General features: G+C 60.6%; 15 protein-coding genes and 6 tRNA genes. 8 read left to right on the top strand and 13 right to left on the bottom strand.

Translation table 11 applies throughout. The features are described 5' to 3' along the window. Positions 1-6 precede the first annotated feature (6 nt). Positions 7-1,119: an LPS export ABC transporter permease LptF gene (gene lptF / locus I6L36_RS15465; protein ID WP_162540537.1), complete on the bottom strand. Its 1,113-nt coding sequence runs from the start codon at positions 1,117-1,119 to the stop codon at positions 7-9. A gap of 172 nt (positions 1,120-1,291) precedes the next feature. Here lptF and pepA point away from each other — a divergent pair, with 172 nt between their 5' ends. The 6 genes from pepA to pbpG all read left to right on the top strand — a co-directional run bounded on the left by pepA (position 1,292) and on the right by pbpG (position 9,494). Beyond that, positions 1,292-2,803 (top strand): leucyl aminopeptidase, encoded by a 1,512-nt coding sequence (gene pepA / locus I6L36_RS15460; protein ID WP_010672960.1) that lies wholly within the window; start codon positions 1,292-1,294, stop codon positions 2,801-2,803. A 169-nt stretch (positions 2,804-2,972) separates the two neighbouring features. Then, complete coding sequence (locus tag I6L36_RS15455) at positions 2,973-3,428, top strand: DNA polymerase III subunit chi (protein WP_010672959.1); 456 nt, start codon at positions 2,973-2,975, stop codon at positions 3,426-3,428. 65 nt (positions 3,429-3,493) lie between these two features. Continuing rightward, on the top strand, positions 3,494-6,346 hold the full coding sequence (locus I6L36_RS15450; protein WP_162540536.1) for a valine--tRNA ligase: 2,853 nt from the start codon (positions 3,494-3,496) through the stop codon (positions 6,344-6,346). Between the two features lie 207 nt (positions 6,347-6,553). Further along, on the top strand, positions 6,554-7,846 hold the full coding sequence (locus I6L36_RS15445; protein ID WP_029313724.1) for a hemolysin family protein: 1,293 nt from the start codon (positions 6,554-6,556) through the stop codon (positions 7,844-7,846). A gap of 18 nt (positions 7,847-7,864) precedes the next feature. Continuing rightward, positions 7,865-8,530 carry a DedA family protein gene (locus I6L36_RS15440; protein ID WP_039040923.1) on the top strand — a complete coding sequence of 222 codons (666 nt, stop codon included), beginning with the start codon at positions 7,865-7,867 and terminating at the stop codon, positions 8,528-8,530. 136 nt (positions 8,531-8,666) lie between these two features. Next, positions 8,667-9,494, top strand: coding sequence for a D-alanyl-D-alanine endopeptidase (pbpG, locus tag I6L36_RS15435; protein WP_029313722.1), 828 nt, complete (start codon positions 8,667-8,669; stop codon positions 9,492-9,494). Between the two features lie 337 nt (positions 9,495-9,831). Here pbpG and I6L36_RS15430 read toward each other — a convergent pair. The 9 genes from I6L36_RS15430 to alaS form a co-directional block, all read right to left on the bottom strand. Further along, positions 9,832-9,908: transfer RNA gene (locus I6L36_RS15430), tRNA-Arg, on the bottom strand. 27 nt (positions 9,909-9,935) lie between these two features. Beyond that, a tRNA-Arg gene (locus I6L36_RS15425) sits at positions 9,936-10,012 on the bottom strand. Positions 10,013-10,039: 27 nt separating this feature from the next. Then, positions 10,040-10,116 (bottom strand) — tRNA-Arg (locus I6L36_RS15420). A gap of 25 nt (positions 10,117-10,141) precedes the next feature. Next, a tRNA-Arg gene (locus I6L36_RS15415) sits at positions 10,142-10,218 on the bottom strand. Positions 10,219-10,312: 94 nt separating this feature from the next. Then, positions 10,313-10,389, bottom strand: a tRNA-Arg gene (locus tag I6L36_RS15410). 4 nt (positions 10,390-10,393) lie between these two features. Next, a tRNA-Ser gene (locus I6L36_RS15405) sits at positions 10,394-10,486 on the bottom strand. 212 nt (positions 10,487-10,698) lie between these two features. Then, positions 10,699-10,887, bottom strand: coding sequence for a carbon storage regulator CsrA (csrA, locus tag I6L36_RS15400; RefSeq protein WP_005315760.1), 189 nt, complete (start codon positions 10,885-10,887; stop codon positions 10,699-10,701). A gap of 93 nt (positions 10,888-10,980) precedes the next feature. Beyond that, positions 10,981-12,228, bottom strand: coding sequence for an aspartate kinase (locus tag I6L36_RS15395; protein WP_010672822.1), 1,248 nt, complete (start codon positions 12,226-12,228; stop codon positions 10,981-10,983). A 16-nt stretch (positions 12,229-12,244) separates the two neighbouring features. After that, positions 12,245-14,869 (bottom strand): alanine--tRNA ligase, encoded by a 2,625-nt coding sequence (gene alaS, locus I6L36_RS15390; RefSeq protein ID WP_216986731.1) that lies wholly within the window; start codon positions 14,867-14,869, stop codon positions 12,245-12,247. Positions 14,870-14,952: 83 nt separating this feature from the next. On the opposite strand from alaS, the gene I6L36_RS15385 reads away from it, so the two are divergent. Beyond that, positions 14,953-15,120: a hypothetical protein gene (locus I6L36_RS15385; RefSeq protein WP_162540535.1), complete on the top strand. Its 168-nt coding sequence runs from the start codon at positions 14,953-14,955 to the stop codon at positions 15,118-15,120. Between the two features lie 21 nt (positions 15,121-15,141). Here the strand turns inward: I6L36_RS15385 and I6L36_RS15380 are convergent, their stop codons facing one another. The 3 genes from I6L36_RS15380 to pncC form a co-directional block, all read right to left on the bottom strand. Further along, positions 15,142-15,648: a regulatory protein RecX gene (locus tag I6L36_RS15380; RefSeq protein WP_109112149.1), complete on the bottom strand. Its 507-nt coding sequence runs from the start codon at positions 15,646-15,648 to the stop codon at positions 15,142-15,144. A 41-nt stretch (positions 15,649-15,689) separates the two neighbouring features. Continuing rightward, positions 15,690-16,754 carry a recombinase RecA gene (gene recA, locus I6L36_RS15375; protein WP_010672819.1) on the bottom strand — a complete coding sequence of 355 codons (1,065 nt, stop codon included), beginning with the start codon at positions 16,752-16,754 and terminating at the stop codon, positions 15,690-15,692. 80 nt (positions 16,755-16,834) lie between these two features. Further along, positions 16,835-17,326: a nicotinamide-nucleotide amidase gene (pncC, locus tag I6L36_RS15370; RefSeq protein ID WP_029313644.1), complete on the bottom strand. Its 492-nt coding sequence runs from the start codon at positions 17,324-17,326 to the stop codon at positions 16,835-16,837. Positions 17,327-17,525: 199 nt separating this feature from the next. Between pncC and I6L36_RS15365 the strand changes: the two genes are divergently transcribed. Continuing rightward, on the top strand, positions 17,526-17,933 hold the full coding sequence (locus I6L36_RS15365) for a Spy/CpxP family protein refolding chaperone (RefSeq protein WP_010672817.1): 408 nt from the start codon (positions 17,526-17,528) through the stop codon (positions 17,931-17,933). Positions 17,934-18,192 lie beyond the last annotated feature (259 nt).

Genomic DNA, 18,192 nt, shown 5'->3' with positions numbered 1-18,192 from the left:
GCAGCATCACGCTGACTTTCTCTTGAACAATTGCCCTTTGACCCCGTTCCACCAGCTGGTGCCCTGCAGGTTGAGAGGCAACCCTATCAGCAGCAGATAGACCAGGGGCACCAGGAACATCCCGGGCCAGTGGGGCAGACGCCCGCTGTCGATGGCCGACCGGGCGGCACTGAGCAGCAGGAAATAGGAGAGATAGAGCAGGATGGCCGGCAGCAGCTTGGCGTAACGCCCCTGACGGGGATTGACCCGCGCCATCGGCACCACCAGGAAGGTGAGCACCAGGATGGAGAGGGGCAGCGACAGGCGCCACTGCAATTCGGCCATCAGCTGATTGTCCTGGGTGCCGAGCAATGCCAGGGTCGGCTTGGCCGCCGCCTTGCGGTTGGATCGCTCCATCTCCTGCTGGCGGATCACCAGGCTGTATTCACGGAACTCCGAGACCTGGAACTGCTTGCCGGTGAAATGCCCCTCGTAGCGCGAGCCATCGGTCAGGGTCAGCCACTGCAAGCCGTTGCTGTCGGCGGTCACCTGCCCCTCGTTGGCCACCACCACTGACGGGGGTGAGCCACCCTCGGCCCGTTGCAGCACGAAGATTTTCTGCAACTCCGACCCCTTGTCGTTCAGATCCTGGATGTAGGCCACCAGGCGCCCCTTGTCGAGCTCCATGAAGCGGCCGGCCTGCAGGAAAGAGATACCGGGATCGGCCTTGAACTCGTCGATCACCTGGTACTCCCGCTCCTTGGCCTGGGGGGCGACCCAGCCGGTGTTGAACGCCGCGACGGCGGCGGTCAGCAAGGCCAGCACCAGGGCGCTGCCCATGATGAAACGGTGACTGAAACCCACCGCGTGCATCACCGTCATCTCGCTTTCCGCGTACAAACGGCCGTGAGCAAACAGAATGGCTAAAAACAGACTGATAGGCAGCATCAACAACGCCATATTCGGCAGGTTGAGCAGCAGGAGGGTGGATACCAGGCGCGTCGGCACCTCACCATCGGCGGCATCGCCAATGATCTGGATAAATTGCTGGCTGACGAAGATAAGCAGCAGCACGAACAGCACCGCCAGCTGGGTTTTCAGGGTCTCCCTGAACAAATATCGGAAAACGATCACAGTCATTCCCAAGTAAACTTGTGTTTTTAGTCGAATGCCTGAAAAATAGGGCCCTATATTGGATTTTTACCAGTTTGAACTGCGGAGCCTGTGACTGTTCGCTCCGCCTCTGATACCCCAACAAGCACCGCATTATTCAATAAATGGTGCCTTTTGTCTTTAGGATGTAGGAGATTCCATGGAGTTCAGTGTAAAGAGTGGCAGTCCTGAGAAGCAACGCAGTGCCTGCGTCGTGGTCGGCGTTTTTGAGCCCCGCCGCCTCTCTCCGGTTGCCGAACAGCTGGACAAGATCAGCGACGGCTACCTCAGCTCGCTGCTGCGCCGTGGCGACCTGGAAGGGAAACCGGGCCAGATGCTGCTGCTGCATCAAGTACCGGGGGTGCTCAGCGAGCGCGTACTGCTGGTCGGGTGCGGCAAGGAGCGCGAACTCGACGAGCGCCAGTACAAGCAGATCATCAACAAGACCATCACCACCCTGAACGAAACCGGCTCCATGGAAGCGGTCTGCTTCCTGACCGAGCTGCACGTCAAGGGTCGGGATACCTACTGGAAGGTGCGTCAGGCGGTGGAAACCACCAAGGCGGGCCTCTACAGCTTCGATCAGTTCAAGACCAACAAGGCCGAACCGCGCCGTCCGTTGCGCAAGCTGGTCTTCAACGTGCCGACGCGTCGGGAACTGACCATAGGCGAGCGCGCCATCAACCACGGCCTGGCCGTGGCGAAAGGGGTGCGCATCTGCCGCGACGTGGCGAACATGCCGCCCAACGTCTGCAATCCCGCCTACCTCGCCTCCCAGGCCCGCCGTCTGGCGGATGCCTATGACAACATCACCACCAGGGTGGTGGGGGAGCAGGAGATGGCCGAGCTCGGCATGAACTCCTACCTCGCAGTGGCCCGCGGCTCCGAGAACGAAGCCATGATGGCCATCATCGAGTACAAGGGCAACGCCGACGCCAAGCCCATCGTGCTGGTGGGCAAGGGGCTGACCTTCGACTCCGGCGGCATCTCCATCAAGCCGGCAGACGGCATGGACGAGATGAAGTACGACATGGGTGGCGCCGCCTCCGTGCTCGGCACCATGCACGCCCTGGCCCAGTTGCAGCTGCCCATCAATGTCATCGGCGTGCTGGCGGGCTGTGAGAACATGCCGGGGGGCAACGCCTACCGCCCCGGTGACATCCTCACTACCATGTCCGGCCAGACCGTCGAGGTGCTCAACACCGACGCCGAAGGCCGCCTGGTGTTGTGCGATGCCCTGACCTATGTGGACCGCTACGATCCCGAGACCGTGATCGACGTGGCGACCCTGACCGGTGCCTGCATCATCGCCCTTGGCCACCATACTTCTGGCCTCTTGGCGAACCACAACCCCCTGGCCCACGAGCTGCTCAACGCCTCCGAACAGGCCGGCGATCGCGCCTGGCGCCTGCCCCTGTTCGACGAGTATCAGGAGCAGCTGGAAAGCCCGTTCGCAGACATGGCCAACATCGGTGGCCGTCCGGCCGGTACCATCACCGCCGCCGCCTTCCTGTCGCGCTTCACCAAGAAATACAACTGGGCCCACCTGGATATCGCAGGAACCGCCTGGAAGAGCGGCAAGGAGAAGGGCTCCACCGGCCGTCCTGTGCCCCTGCTGACCCAGTTCCTGCTCAACCGGGCCGGCGTGGCGGACGTCGAAGACAAGGAGTGATCCCCTTCCCCATCGACTCGAAGAGCGATGCGAGAAGGCGTTACCCTGTATCACAAGGAAGAGGCCTGCCTCTTCCTTGTTTCATTGAGAGAATCCGGGAAGTCCGTGCCAGACGCGGCTCCCGAAGACGGCCAATCGCTGTCCGTCACAGCCAAACGGGACCGACCTGATGAGCCAAGTGACCTTTTACCTGATGAGCCAGCCCGATGATGCGGATGCCTCCGCCGTCGAGCGCCTCGCCTGCCAGCTTGCGGCCGATGGCTGGAGCGCAGGCCACCTCTATCTGCTGTGCGAGGACGAGGCCCAGGCCCTGCGTCTGGACGAGCTGTTGTGGCAGTTGCCGCCCGATCGCTTCGTGCCGCACCAGTTGCAGGGGGAGAGCGGTCAGGCTCCGGTGGAGATAGGCCATCAGCCGCCACGGCGGCGCTATGCCTGCCTCATCAACCTGGCCCGGCAGACACCTTTGTTTGCAGGACACTTCGCTCAAGTGGTAGATTTTGTCCCCACTGACGAAACGCAAAAGCAGCAAGCCCGCGAGCGCTACAAGCACTATCGCCAGGCGGGCCATACCCTCGAGATGAGGGATCAGCCCGTCCTTGCCGCACCGGATCCGGCGCAGCCCTGACTGTGCCACCCTCGATCCACGACGAATCAACACCAGACTCCATCCATCCAGAATACGGCGAGACCATGGAAAAGACTTTTAATCACAACGCCATCGAACAGGCGCTCTATCAGCACTGGGAAGCCCAGGGTTACTTCAAGCCCCACGGCGACACCAGCAAAGACTCCTTCTGCATCATGATCCCGCCGCCGAACGTCACCGGCAGCCTGCACATGGGTCACGCCTTCCAGCAGACCCTGATGGACACCCTGATCCGCTACAACCGCATGCAGGGCAAGAACACCCTGTGGCAGGCGGGTACCGACCACGCCGGTATCGCCACCCAGATGGTGGTTGAGCGCAAGATCGCCGCAGAAGAGGGCAAGACCCGCCACGATTACGGCCGGGAAGCCTTCATCGACAAGATCTGGCAGTGGAAGGAAGAGTCCGGCGGCACCATCACCCGTCAGATGCGCCGTCTGGGTGACTCCGTGGATTGGGAGCGCGAGCGCTTCACCATGGATGAGGGCCTCTCCGCCGCCGTCCAGGAAGTGTTCGTGCGCCTGTACGAAGACGGCCTGATGTACCGCGGCAAGCGTCTGGTGAACTGGGATCCCAAGCTCAACACCGCCATCTCCGACCTGGAAGTGGAAAACCGCGAGATCAAGGGCCACATGTGGCACCTTCGCTACCCGCTGGCCAACGGCGCCAAGACCGCCGAAGGCCAGGATTACCTGATCGTCGCCACCACCCGCCCGGAAACCATGCTGGGTGATACCGCCGTGGCCGTGAACCCGGAAGACCCCCGCTACAAGGCGCTGATCGGCCAGCACATCCTGCTGCCGCTGGTGAACCGTCTGATCCCCATCGTTGCCGACGAACATGCCGACATGGAGAAGGGCACCGGCTGCGTGAAAATCACTCCGGCCCACGACTTCAACGACAACGAAGTGGGCAAGCGCCACAACCTGCCGATGATCAACATCTTCACCCTGGACGCCCACGTGCGTGCCGAGGCCGAAGTGGTCGATACCAATGGCAACCCGAGCACCGCCTATGACGCCGCCCTGCCGACCGAGTTCGCCGGGATGGAGCGCTTCGCCGCCCGCAAGGCCATCGTCGCCAAGCTGGACGAGCTGGGCCTCCTGGCCGAGATCAAGGATCATGTGCTGCAACAGCCTTACGGCGATCGCGGCGGCGTGCCCATCGAGCCCATGCTGACCGACCAGTGGTACGTCCGCGTGGCCCCCATGGCCAAGACCGCCATCGAGGCGGTGGAAGATGGCCGCATCCAGTTCGTGCCGAAGCAGTACGAAAACATGTACTTCTCCTGGATGCGCGACATTCAGGACTGGTGCGTCTCCCGTCAGCTGTGGTGGGGTCACCGCATCCCGGCCTGGTATGACGATGCCGGCAACGTCTACGTGGGCCGCAACGAAGAGGAAGTGCGCGCCAAGCACAGCATCCCGTCCGTGATCGTGCTGCGTCAGGACGAAGACGTGCTCGACACCTGGTTCAGCTCCGCCCTGTGGACCTTCTCCACCCTGGGCTGGCCGAACAACACCGAGGCGCTCAAGACCTTCCACCCGACCGACGTGCTGATGAGCGGCTTCGACATCATCTTCTTCTGGATTGCCCGGATGATCATGATGACCATGCACTTCATCAAGGACGAGAACGGCCAGCCGCAAGTCCCGTTCAAGACCGTCTACATCACCGGCCTCATCCGTGACGAAGAAGGCCAGAAGATGTCCAAGTCCAAGGGCAACGTGCTGGACCCCCTGGACATGATCGACGGCATCTCCCTGGAAGACCTGCTGGAGAAGCGCACCGGCAACATGATGCAGCCGCAGATGGCCGAGAAGATCGCCAAGCGCACCGCCAAGCAGTTCCCGGAAGGGATCAATGCCCACGGCACCGACGCCCTGCGCTTCACCCTGGCGGCGCTCGCCTCCACCGGTCGTGACATCAACTGGGACATGAAGCGCCTGGATGGCTACAACAACTTCTGCAACAAGCTGTGGAACGCCTCCCGCTATGTGCTGATGAACACCGAAGATCAGGATTGCGGCTTTGCCGGTGGCGAGATGCAGTTCAGCCTGGCGGATCGCTGGATCCAGTCCCAGCTGCAAGTGGCCATCCGAGACTTCCGCACCGCCCTCGATACCTACCGCTTCGATATCGCGGCAGGCGTCTTGTACGAATTTATCTGGAACCAGTTCTGTGACTGGTATCTGGAGCTGACCAAGCCGGTGCTGACCAAGGGTTCCGAGGCCGAGCAGCGCGCTGCCCGCCACACCCTCGTCAGTGTCCTCGAGACCCTGCTGCGCCTGGCACACCCGATCATCCCGTTCATCACCGAAACCATCTGGAAATCGGTCGCCCCGCTGGCCGGCGTACACGCCGACACCATCATGATTCAGGCTTTCCCGGAGTTCGACGCCGCCAAGGTGGACGACGCCGCGATGGCGGATCAGGAGTGGGTGAAGGAGTTCATCGTCAGCATCCGCAACATCCGCGCCGAGATGAACGTGGCCCCGAGCGTGCCCCTCAACGTGCTGCTCCAGTGCGATGCCAAGGATGCCCAGCGCGCCGCTGACAACGAGGCCTTCCTCAAGTCGCTGGCCCGTCTGGAATCCATCCGCGTACTTGGCGCAGGTGAAACCGCCCCGCTGTCGGTCAAGAAATTGATCGGTGCCACCGAGCTGATGATCCCCATGGCCGGTCTCATCGACAAGGAAGCCGAGCTGGCCCGTCTGGCCAAAGAGGTGGCCCGTCTGGTGGGCGAGTGCGGCCGCATCGAAGGCAAGCTCGGCAACGAAGCCTTCGTCGCCAAGGCGCCGGAAGCGGTCATCATCAAGGAGCGCGAGAAGCTGGAAGATTACCGTCTCCAGCTGACCAAGCTGGAAGCCCAGCAGGCCGAGATCGCCGCGCTCTAAGCCACAGCGCAACATGACAAGCCCCCGTTTATCGGGGGCTTTTTCATGTCAGGGGTTCAGTTCTCCCTCTCCTGCCCCGCAGTTTTATCCCTCCCGCCGGGGCGATATTCAAAAATTCACGAGCCAAATCACCTCCTTTCACAAGCGCAGAGCCCGCAAATTCATTACACTGCCAGCGGTCTTTTCTATCGGGAGTGCTGCTGCAGTATGGAAATATTGATCCTGTTTGGATTGATTTTGCTCAATGGCGTCTTCGCCATGTCGGAAATCGCCATCGTGACGGCACGCAAGGCACGCCTCGCCAAAATGGCGAGCGAAGGGAGCCGCTCCGCCGCCATCGCCCTCAAGCTCGGGGAAGATCCGACCCATTTCCTCTCCGCCGTGCAGATCGGCATCACCAGCATCGGTCTGCTCAACGGTATCTATGGCGAGTCCCTGCTGGCCCAGCCCTTCGCTCTCTGGCTGCAGGAGTGGGGGCTCTCCCCCAAGAGCAGCAGCCTGCTCGCCACCGTCATCGTGGTCGTGCTGGTCACCTATCTCTCCATCGTGGTAGGGGAGCTCGTGCCCAAACGCCTCGGACAGCTCAGCGCCGAGCGCATTGCCTGTCTGGTAGCCCGCCCCATGCTCTGGCTGGCGACCCTGACCCGTCCCTTCGTCTGGTTGCTCTCCGCCTCCACCAACGCCAGCCTGCGGCTGCTGCGGGTCGATCAGCGCAGCAGCAACAACGTCACTCAGGAGGAGATCCACGCCATGCTGGTGGAGGGCTCCGAAGCGGGGGTGATTGAGGACCATGAGCACACTATGTTGCGCAACGTGTTCCGCCTCGACGAACGCAGCCTGGCCTCCCTGATGGTGCCGCGCAGCGACATCCGCTATCTGGACCTGTCACTGCCGCTGGAAGTGAACCTCCAACGTCTGGTGGAGTATCGCCACAGCTTCTTCCCTGTCTGTGACGGCAGCCTGTCGGATCTCGTCGGCATCCTCAACGTCAGCAAGGTGCTGCACGCCTACATCAAGGGAGAGCCCATCGATCTGGCGGCACTGACCCAGGACGGCAGCCTGCTGCCGGAGACCCTCAACGGCCTGGAGCTGCTCAACCACTTCCGTACCCACTCCGAGCACATGGTGCTGGTGGTGGACGAATATGGCGAGCTGCAGGGGCTGGTCACCCAGCAGGATCTGCTGGAAACCCTGGCCGGCGACTTCCAGCAGGAAGATGGGGAAGACAACTGGGCCTTCCAGCGCGCCGACGGCAGCTGGCTGCTCGACGGCCTCATTCCGCTGCCAGAATTGAAGGACTGTCTGGAGCTGGTTCGTCTGCCGGAAGAAGAAAAACATCACTATCACACCCTTGGAGGGCTTATCATGCTGCTCCTTGGCCGCCTTCCCCAGACCGGAGACCTGGTCACCCTGGAACAGTGGCAACTGGAAATCGTGGATATGGACGGCCTGCGCATCGACAAGGTGCTTGCCATGCCCTTGACCGACCAACCCAGCTAACCTGCGGAGTTTGCATGTATGGAGCAGTTTTACCACCTGGCTCACGCCTTTATGCATCAGGATCTGGCGACACTCTCTGATCCCAAGATGGTCTTCATGGTCTATGTCGTCCTGCTGACCTTCCTGGTGCTCGAGAATGGCTTTATCCCCACCGCCTTCCTGCCAGGGGATACCCTGCTGATCCTGACCGGCGTGCTGATCTATCAGGGGGTGTTGCCGATGGCAGTGGTCCCGCTGCTGATCATGGCGACCTTCGTCGGTACCTGGCTTGGCTACATGCAGGGGCGTTTCCTCGGCCACACCCGGATGTATCACAGGCTGATGTCCCATCTCGATGACAAGCACAAGGAGAAGGTGCACTACCTGCTCAACAAGTACGGCATCATCACCCTGATCACCGCCCGCTACATCGCCTTCGTGCGTACCGCCTACCCCTATATCGTCGGCGCCAACGAGATCCCCCAGGGGCGCTTCCTGGTGGTCAACCTGATCAGCTCCATCATGTGGATCTGCCCCCTGGTCGGGCTGGGTTACTACCTGAGCCACACCAAGCTGGCCGCGCAGTATGAGTCCCAATTTCTCAGCGTCATTATCTACCTGCCGGTCGTGCTGCTGGTGGGCGGCCTCATCGCTCTGGTCTGGCGCTGGTGGAGCAGACGCAAGCCCGGCGTCTCCAGAGAGTGAGACAAACCACAGGGTCGCCCACAGGCGGCCCTTTTTTATGGAAAATAGTGGCGAATTCCCCCTGCTCGCTCTTGTAAAGCAGGGGCAAAAATGAGTGAATCTAGCGCCTTTTTTCGCTGTGGATGGAGTTGGTTGTATGGGGTGTTGGATTCGCGCAATCGCGCTGGTAGGTGGATTGATGGGACTGCTGGGTTCGCAGACAGCCCTGGCGACCCCCGACCCGGCCAAGCTGCAGCTCAAATCGGGCAGTGCCCTGGTGATGGACGTCAACACCGGCAAGACCCTGTATCAGAAAAACCCCACCCGGGTGCGCCCCATCGCCTCTCTCACCAAGCTGATGACGGCGCTGGTGGTGCTGGATGCCCGCCAGAACCTCAATCAGACCCTGACCATCGATCAGAACGACAGGGACAACATCAAGCACACCTATTCACGGGTGCGCATGGGCACCCAGGTCAGCCGCCGCGACGCCCTGCATCTGGCGCTGATGTCCTCCGAGAACCGCATGGCCTCGGCGCTTGCCCGCCACTACCCGGGGGGTCGCCAGGCCTTCATCCGCGCCATGAACAACAAGGCCAGACAGCTCGGCATGCGCAACACCCGCTACTATGACTCCACCGGTCTCTCCACCCGCAACGTCTCCACCGCCCAGGATCTGGCCAAGCTCCTCTCTGCGGCCTATCGACAGCCGCTGATCCGTGAATTCACCCAGGACACCAGCAGGGAGATGCGCTTTCACAAGCCGGCCTACAGCCTGATGTTCAACAATACCAACCCGCTGGTGAAGAACCCGGACTGGGATGTACGCCTCTCCAAGACAGGCTATACCGACGAAGCGGGCCGCTGCCTGCTGATGCGTGCCAAACCGGATCGTCAGGAGCTCGCCATCGTACTGCTCAACTCGGTGGGCAAACGCACCCCTGTCGGGGATGCCAACCGCATCCGCAAGTGGCTGAAAAGCTGATTCTTTCCACGAAGACATGAAAGGATGCCGCGGCATCCTTTTTTATTGCCCGCCAAATGCCTCAGCAGGCCGCCAGAGGGCGCCAGAGGGCGCCAGCCCCGCACAGCATAGTGCGTTATGGTAAGGGCACCCAGATCCACAGGCACGGCCACGGGATGCGTCAGCAGCCTGCCAGGCAAGATACGTGGAGAGTGGTTACCCAGGGGCACGTGCAGCCAGGGGGAACCGTCCCCCGTGGGGGCGTCAGGGAGAAGGACACGAGAGAGACAACCCCATGATGGGGAGGAGGAAATCGCCCATAAAAAAACAGCCCCGACTGACGTCGAGGCTGTCTGTATGGTGCGCCCGAGAGGATTCGAACCTCTGACCACCTGGTTCGTAGCCAGGTACTCTATCCAGCTGAGCTACGGGCGCTCACAACTTGTTGCACTGCTTGAAATATGGTGCGCCCGAGAGGATTCGAACCTCTGACCACCTGGTTCGTAGCCAGGTACTCTATCCAGCTGAGCTACGGGCGCTCATAAATTGTTGCACTGCTTGAAACATGGTGCGCCCGAGAGGATTCGAACCTCTGACCACCTGGTTCGTAGCCAGGTACTCTATCCAGCTGAGCTACGGGCGCTCATAAATCATTGTATTGCTTGAAATGGTGCGCCCGAGAGGATTCGAACCTCTGACCACCTGGTTCGTAGCCAGGTACTCTATCCAGCTGAGCTACGGGCGCCCTGTTTTCAAACGATAAAAAAAGCTTACTCAACAGTAAGCCTTCTTTAGTGTCGACTTGCTGATGGTCAACACATGACTCCAAGAGTCAAATATGGTGCGCCCGAGAGGATTCGAACCTCTGACCACCTGGTTCGTAGCCAGGTACTCTATCCAGCTGAGCTACGGGCGCAAAATGGCGGAGAAGGGGGGATTCGAACCCCCGATGCGGGTATAAGCCGCATACTCCCTTAGCAGGGGAGCGCCTTCAGCCTCTCGGCCACCTCTCCGTTTGCGGGGCTGATAATACTTCACAGGGATTTTTAGTCAAACACTTTTTTGGAGAAAACAGAGCGTTCGCTCAGCATTTGGCCAAAGAGTGGAATATTCAAGCAATATCGACACTTACCCAGTAGTTTCGCGCTCTGCAGGCCGATTTGCAGGCCCCTGAAAAACAAAAGGCGACATCCAGGATGTCGCCTTCAGGCAGCCATGAAATGGCTTAGAAATTCGGTTGGCCCGGGACTTTCTCGGCCTGTATCCGCATGTAGATCTCTTCGCGGTGTACGGAAACCTCTTTCGGTGCATTCACACCGATACGAACCTGGTTCCCTTTTACGCCCAGTACGGTAACGGTTACTTCGTCACCAATCATCAGGGTTTCCCCTACACGACGAGTCAAAATAAGCATTCGCTTGCTCCTGTATCCTGTTTTGTATTTATATCGATATGCGCCATTATCTTACAAAGATACCGATATGGTAAATGGTTGAAACTAAATCAATCAGGGATTGTTTCCCAAGGGCTGCTCATGAGGCTCTTGATCCAACCCGAACGCCGAGTGCAACGAACGCACGGCCAGCTCCAGGTACTTCTCGTCAATCACCACGGATATCTTGATTTCAGAGGTGGAGATCAGCTGCATGTTGATCCCTTCCTCACCCAATACCTTGAACATGGTGCGCGCTACACCAGGATGATTCCACATGCCGACCCCGACGATGGAGACCTTGGCGATCTCTCCGTTGCCCTGCACGCAGGCGGCCCCCAGCTCGCTGGCGGTCTCCTCCAGCAAGGCGCGGGCCCGGCGATAATCATCGCGATTCACCGTGAAGGTGAAGTCGGCGGTACCATCCCCCATGGTGTTCTGCACTATCATGTCGACATCTATGTTGGCGTCGCTGATCGGATTCAGGATCTGCGCGGCCACGGTCGGCCTGTCCGGCACACCCAGAATGGTCAGGCTGGCCTCGTTGCGATTGAACGCAATGCCGGATACCAGGGGTGCTTCCATCCTCTCACCTCCATATGTGATTAAGGTTCCCTCTCCGTCGACGAAACTCGACAGCACCCTTAGCGGCACGCGGTACTTGCCCGCGAACTCGACCGAACGGATCTGCAACACCTTGGCTCCGAGACTCGCCATCTCAAGCATCTCCTCGAAGGTGATGGTATCGAGGCGACGCGCCTTGGGCTCGATGCGCGGATCCGTGGTATACACCCCGTCCACATCGGTAAAGATCTGGCACTCATCGGCCTTGATGGCCGCAGCCACGGCCACCGCGGTGGTATCCGAACCCCCTCGGCCCAGGGTAGTGATGGCATTGTGCTCATCGCGCCCCTGGAAACCGGCGATCACCACCACCTTGCCGGCACCGAGTGCGGCTTCCACCTGCTCGGTGTCGATACGGGTGATGCGCGCCTTGCCATAGGCGGAGTCGGTGTGGATGCGGACCTGATCACCGGTCATCGAGACTGCAGGGCAACCGCGCTTGTTGAGCGCAATCGCCAGCAACGCAATGGTGACCTGCTCACCGGTGGAGATCAGCACATCCATCTCGCGCCGGTTGGCATCCTGGTCCAGCTGCTGGGCCATGCCCAGCAACCGGTTGGTTTCGCCCGACATGGCGGAGACCACCACCACCACGTCATGTCCCTGGGCACGGGTCAGTTGAACCCGCTCAGCAACTGCCTCGATCCGCTCCAGCGTGCCGACCGAGGTGCCACCGTACTTCTGTACATAGAGTGCCACAGATCACCTCGCCCGCTTACAGGCGCTCTTCCAGCCAGGAGTGAACGGATTGCAGCGCCGCCGGCACCGCCTCAGGCTGGGTACCACCCGCCTGTGCCATGTCGGGACGACCACCGCCCTTGCCACCCACCTGCTGGGCCACCAGATTGACCAGCTCACCAGCTTTGACTTTGCCGGTCAGGTCATTGGTCACGCCCGCGATCAGGTTGACCTTGCCATCACTGCTGGTTGCCAGCAGCACGACACCGGATTTCATCTGGTTCTTCAGCTCGTCCAGCATGCCGCGCAGGGATTTGGGGTCGACCCCTTCCAGGGCGGCAACCAGCACCTTCTGGCCATTGATGTCGATGACCTGGCTCAGCAGGTCGTTACCCGCCTGCGCCGCCAGCTTGGCCTTGAGCTGTTCCAGCTCGCGCTCCATCATCTTGGCCTTGTCCAGTACCTGACGAACCTTGTCGGCGATGGAGAACTGATCGCCCTTCACCAACGCGGCAGCCTCTTCGATCTGTTCACCCAGCTGGTGCATCAGATCGATGGCGCTCTTGCCGGTGACCGCTTCGATACGGCGCACGCCAGCCGCGATGCCGCTCTCGGCGATGATCTTGAAGAAGCCGATGTCACCGGTGCGCTTGGCATGAGTACCGCCGCACAGCTCGGTGGAGTAGTCGCCCATGCGTACCACACGCACATCGTCTTCATATTTCTCGCCAAACAGCGCCATGGCACCGGCTGACTTGGCCTCTTCCAGCCCCATCAGCTGGGTGGCCACCTCGTGGTTGGCACGGATCTGGGCGTTGACGAGCTCCTCGATCCGGCGAATGGTCGCCATGGTCAGCCCTTCGAAGTGGGAGAAGTCGAAGCGCATACGCTCGGCGCCCACCAGGGATCCTTTCTGGGTCACATGCTCACCCAGCGCCTGGCGCAAGGCCGCGTGCAGCAGGTGAGTCACGGAGTGGTTAAGGGCGATGGCCTGACGACGGTCGCCATCGACCACGGCCTCGACCTCGGCTCCCTTCTCCAGGGTACCCAGTTCCAGATAGCCCTTGTGGATGATCGCCTTGCCCGCTTTCTGGGTGTCGGTGACGGCGAAGATGCCGTCATCCACCTTGAGGATGCCGCTGTCACCCACCTGACCGCCGGACTCCGCATAGAAGGGGGTCTCCGCCAGCACGATCACTGCCTCTTCACCGGCGATGAGGCCATTGACCTCGACACCATCCTTGTAGATACCGACCACCTGGGTGTTCTGGCTCAGCTGCTTGTAACCGGTAAAGGGGGTCTCGAAATCGAGCTTCAGCACGTCGTTGTAGTTCACGCCGAAACTGGAAGCCTCTTTCGCGCGGGCGCGCTGCTTCTCCATCTCGGCCTTGAAGCCCTCTTCGTCGATGCCGATCTCGCGCTCGCGCACCACATCGGCGGTCAGGTCGGCCGGGAAGCCGTAAGTGTCATAGAGCTTGAACACCACTTCACCCGGGATAACCTTGGCATCACCGAGGTTGGCCAGGACGTCTTCCAGCAGCAGCAGACCTCTGTCCAACGTGCGGACGAATTGCTCCTCCTCGATGCGCAACACTCGCTCGACCAGCGGCAGCTGGGCGATCAGTTCTGCCGCCACATCCTTCATCTGCACGGCCAGCTCGGCAGCCAGCTTGTAGAAGAAGACGTCGGTAGCACCCAGCTTGCGGCCGTGACGCACGGCGCGGCGGATGATGCGGCGCAGCACGTAGCCGCGACCTTCATTGGAGGGCATGACACCGTCAGCCACCAGGAAGGCGCAGGAACGGATGTGGTCCGCGATGACGCGCAGGGACTGGTTGCTCAGATCCGTGGTGTCGACAATCTCGGCCGCCTTCTTGATCAACGCCTGGAAGATGTCGATCTCATAGTTGGAGTGCACTCCCTGCATGATGGCGGAGATACGCTCCAGACCCATGCCGGTATCCACGGACGGACGGGGCAGCGGCTCCATGGTGCCGTCAGCCTGACGGTTGAACTGCATGAAGACCACGTTCCAAATCTCGATGAAGCGGTCGCCATCCTCGTCCGGTGAACCGGGAGGGCCACCCCAGATGTGATCGCCGTGGTCGTAGAAGATCTCGGTGCAGGGACCACATGGGCCGGTATCGCCCATGGCCCAGAAGTTGTCGGATGCATAAGGAGCACCCTTGTTGTCACCGATGCGCACGATGCGATCGGCCGGCACGCCGACCTCTTTTTCCCAGATGTCGAAGGCTTCGTCGTCAGTCGCGTAGACGGTCACCAGCAGGCGCTCTTTGGGCAGCTTGAGGGTACCGGTCAGGAATTCCCATGCAAACCGGATGGCGTCCTGTTTGAAGTAGTCACCGAAGCTGAAGTTGCCCAGCATCTCGAAGAAGGTGTGGTGACGGGCGGTATAGCCGACGTTTTCCAGGTCATTGTGCTTGCCGCCAGCCCGCACGCAACGCTGGGCCGTGGTGGCACGGTGATAGGCACGCTTGTCGGCGCCAAGGAACACGTCCTTGAACTGGTTCATCCCTGCGTTGGTGAACAGCAGGGTCGGATCGTTGTGCGGTACCAGCGAGCTGGAAGAGACAACCTGGTGTCCCTGGGTGCGGAAATACTCGAGAAACGCAGCGCGAATCTCTGACGTGGACATGTACATGGAAAATCCTGCTTGATTCGAATACGGACTTTTAACCGCATTAATGTAAGTTTTCTGCAGGGTAAAGTAAAACGTGGGGACCCTTGACGGGTGAAATAGCCCCCAAGGGGCCAGCGTTTGGCAGCAGCACCCGCAAGGACGTCACAACAGGGGGGCTTCAGGATGCCTCGCTCGACCACAGGGCCGCCATCGACAGACCCGGCGAAGGGCTGATATTCCCCACCAGCCGTACCGCACGCCAGTTGCTATAGGTGTTCAACCTCGGCGCGCCACTATTGCTCACCTTGCATGGCTGAGAGGGCGTAACGGCCTTGTTCCTGGGTAAAACCACGCCCCATCAGATATTTGAGCCACTTCATGCGCAGTTTAAAGTCGGCAAGGTCGGTCGCCTTTGCCCGACGCGACAACAACGCAAGCGCCAGTTCGAACCAGTCGAGCTCGGGTTGATCCAGGGCAGTCTCGATCTGGGTGTCAACCAGCCCCTTGCGGCGCAGGTCGAAGCGGATCCTGAGCGGACCATGGCCTTTGGCCGCACCAGCCCGCACCGCCATGGCACCGTAACGATCGTCATTGACCCAGCCATAGCCACGGCAATGGTCGAGTACAACGGCGACCACCTCCTCCTCGAATCCCTTCTGACGCAGGCGTCTGGCCAGCTCCGACTCGGCACTCTCGCGACGGGCCAGACTGCGCATGGCGTAGGCACGGGCGGCCGCCAGCTGCTCTTCAAAGGTCAATTCGACGGGCTCGCCCGTTTCGTTCACTGATTCATCCGCCATAAACAACAAGGCCGGGTATCAACCCGGCCTTTCCTCATTCCTTATTCGAACTCTTGTTCGTTTTCGGCTTCAAACTCGTCGTATTCGGCAGCCGTGGCCTTCTCTTCCACCGGCGCGGCGCCAGAGAGCAGCAGCTCGCGCAGCTTCACTTCCACCTCGGCAGCCAGTGCCTTGTTTTCGGAGAAGAGCTTCATCACGTTGGCTTTGCCCTGGCCGATCTTCTCGCCGTTGTAGCTGTACCAGGCGCCCGCCTTGTCGATCAGCTTGTGCTTGACGCCGAGATCCACCAGCTCGCCCTCCTTGGAGATACCGGCACCATAGAAGATCTGGAACTCAGCCTGCTTGAAGGGTGGCGCCACCTTGTTCTTGACGACCTTGACGCGGGTTTCGTTGCCGACCACCTCGTCCCCTTCCTTGATGGCGCCGGTACGACGGATGTCAAGGCGCACGGAGGCGTAAAACTTCAGAGCGTTACCACCGGTGGTGGTCTCCGGGCTGCCGAACATGACGCCAATCTTCATCCGGATCTGGTTGATGAAGATGCACAGGCAGTTGGCGTTCTTGATGTTGGCGGTCAATTTACGCAGCGCCTGGGACATCAGTCGGGCCTGCAGGCCGACGTGGGAGTCACCCATCTCCCCTTCGATTTCCGCTTTCGGGGTCAGGGCAGCCACGGAGTCGACGATGATGACGTCGACGGCATTGGAGCGCACCAGCATGTCGCAAATCTCCAGTGCCTGTTCACCGGTATCCGGCTGGGAGATGAGCAGGTCGTCGACGTTGACGCCCAGCTTGGCGGCATAGATAGGATCCAGTGCGTGCTCCGCATCGACGAAGGCACAGGTCTTGCCCTTCTTCTGGGCTTCGGCGATCACCTGCAGGGTCAGCGTAGTTTTACCGGAGGATTCCGGACCGTAGATCTCGACGATACGACCGCACGGCAGACCACCGATCCCCAGCGCCACGTCCAGAGAGAGAGAGCCGGTGGAGATGGCTTCAATATCCATGGTCTTGCTGTCGCCCAGACGCATGATGGAGCCTTTGCCAAACTGCTTTTCGATCTGGCCCAGCGCAGCCGCCAGTGCCTTCTGTTTGTTCTGATCCATGCCAATCTCCGCTGGGAATCGTGAATAAGAAGTGAAGTTGAGCTAAGTATACTGTTTATGCATACAGTATCAAGCCCAATTTATTTGAGCAGTGCCAGGAGTCCGGACAAGGCCTGTCTGACCGCCTGCTGGCGCACCTGATGGCGATCCCCATCGAAACGGGCGAGCAGGGAGTGGTGACGACCGGTACGATCTGCCCAGGCAAACCAGACAGTGCCGACCGGTTTCTCCTCGCTGCCACCACCAGGCCCGGCGATACCGCTGATGGCCACGCAGATACCCGCATCGGAGCGAGCCAGGCAGCCCCGGGTCATCTCCAGCACCACGGGTTCGCTGACGGCGCCGTGGCGCAACAGGCTGTCGATGCTGACGCCGAGCATCTGCTGTTTGGCTTCGTTGGTGTAGGTCACGAAACCGCGATCGAACCAGGCAGAGCTGCCGGCAGTATCCGTGATGGCAGTGGCAACCCCGCCGCCGGTGCAGGATTCCGCCGTGGCGGCCAGCCAGCCTCTGGCCAGCAGTGCCTCGCCCAATTCCCGGGATAAGCGGGAGATCTCTGCTTCAAGTCCCATCATCGCGTCCTCTTCCGGCCTCTTCCAGGCGAAATATGGCGCTCATTATGCAGTTGCCCCGCCCCTCGGGCAACCGACCCCGGGGCCACTGCGTCAGCAAGTTGTCGTCGCTTAAGCTCCAGTACATGGCTGCTCGTTATCATGTTCCAACACCGCCATGCATGCGGTTTCCATCCCATCAGACCAAGGAGAAAGCCGGATGAAGCATCCGTTCAACGTCGCCATGACAGCCCTCGCAATGTGTATCGCCACCCATGCCTTTGCCACCGAGGGTACCGCCGAGCTGCAGAGCGAGACCACCCTGGCCCAGGAGCTGAACCTCTCCAGCGCGCAGGTGGAGCAGATCAAGGGGCTGCGCGAGCAGGCCACCAGGGAGCTGGGCTCAATCAAGCTCGACGCAATCGGCCAGGACGTCATCGTCAACATGATCAAGTCCGGCAAATGGGATGAAGTGGCGGCGAGAAAGCAGTTGCAGACCATCAGCGACGTACAGGCCGAGGCCCGCTACCATCGCGCCCACTACCTCTTCGAGGTGAGCCGGGTGCTGACACCCGAGCAGAAAGCCAAGCTGCACGAGATGCTGAGCGGCGACGAAGCCATGTACTGAGGGCGACACTCTCCCCGCTCTCCCATCCCCGCATCCGTGCGGGGATGCTATTTCTCCTCCCCCATGCCTCTTCTCGGCCAGGCTCCATCCCAGGCCACTCTGGCCAGCATCAGCCGGATGCACAGATCCGCGACGGGACGCCAGCTTTGCCCCCAAGACGGAGATTCCTCCTCACCATCTTGCCTCGAGCATGTAGAATGGCCCCCAGATTCAGACCCATGACGGCAGACGTTTGCCCGCAAGAGCACCTTCTGGAATA

Origin of the sequence: Aeromonas sp. FDAARGOS 1406 (assembly GCF_019048565.1) — a bacterium.
Lineage (GTDB): Bacteria > Pseudomonadota > Gammaproteobacteria > Enterobacterales > Aeromonadaceae > Aeromonas > Aeromonas caviae.
The sequence above is the reverse complement of the archived record's forward strand: the minus strand, read 5'-3'. Positions and strand labels throughout refer to the sequence as shown.

Excerpts from the sequence above, each read along its gene's own strand:
- lptF (WP_162540537.1), bottom strand. The coding sequence starts at position 1,119 with ATGACTGTGATCGTTTTCCGATATTTGTTCAGGGAGACCCTGAAAACC.
- pepA (WP_010672960.1), top strand. The coding sequence starts at position 1,292 with ATGGAGTTCAGTGTAAAGAGTGGCAGTCCTGAGAAGCAACGCAGTGCC.
- I6L36_RS15455 (WP_010672959.1), top strand. The coding sequence starts at position 2,973 with ATGAGCCAAGTGACCTTTTACCTGATGAGCCAGCCCGATGATGCGGAT.
- I6L36_RS15450 (WP_162540536.1), top strand. The coding sequence starts at position 3,494 with ATGGAAAAGACTTTTAATCACAACGCCATCGAACAGGCGCTCTATCAG.
- I6L36_RS15445 (WP_029313724.1), top strand. The coding sequence starts at position 6,554 with ATGGAAATATTGATCCTGTTTGGATTGATTTTGCTCAATGGCGTCTTC.
- I6L36_RS15440 (WP_039040923.1), top strand. The coding sequence starts at position 7,865 with ATGGAGCAGTTTTACCACCTGGCTCACGCCTTTATGCATCAGGATCTG.
- pbpG (WP_029313722.1), top strand. The coding sequence starts at position 8,667 with ATGGGGTGTTGGATTCGCGCAATCGCGCTGGTAGGTGGATTGATGGGA.
- csrA (WP_005315760.1), bottom strand. The coding sequence starts at position 10,887 with ATGCTTATTTTGACTCGTCGTGTAGGGGAAACCCTGATGATTGGTGAC.
- alaS (WP_216986731.1), bottom strand. The coding sequence starts at position 14,869 with ATGTACATGTCCACGTCAGAGATTCGCGCTGCGTTTCTCGAGTATTTC.
- I6L36_RS15380 (WP_109112149.1), bottom strand. The coding sequence starts at position 15,648 with ATGGCGGATGAATCAGTGAACGAAACGGGCGAGCCCGTCGAATTGACC.
- recA (WP_010672819.1), bottom strand. The coding sequence starts at position 16,754 with ATGGATCAGAACAAACAGAAGGCACTGGCGGCTGCGCTGGGCCAGATC.
- pncC (WP_029313644.1), bottom strand. The coding sequence starts at position 17,326 with ATGGGACTTGAAGCAGAGATCTCCCGCTTATCCCGGGAATTGGGCGAG.
- I6L36_RS15365 (WP_010672817.1), top strand. The coding sequence starts at position 17,526 with ATGAAGCATCCGTTCAACGTCGCCATGACAGCCCTCGCAATGTGTATC.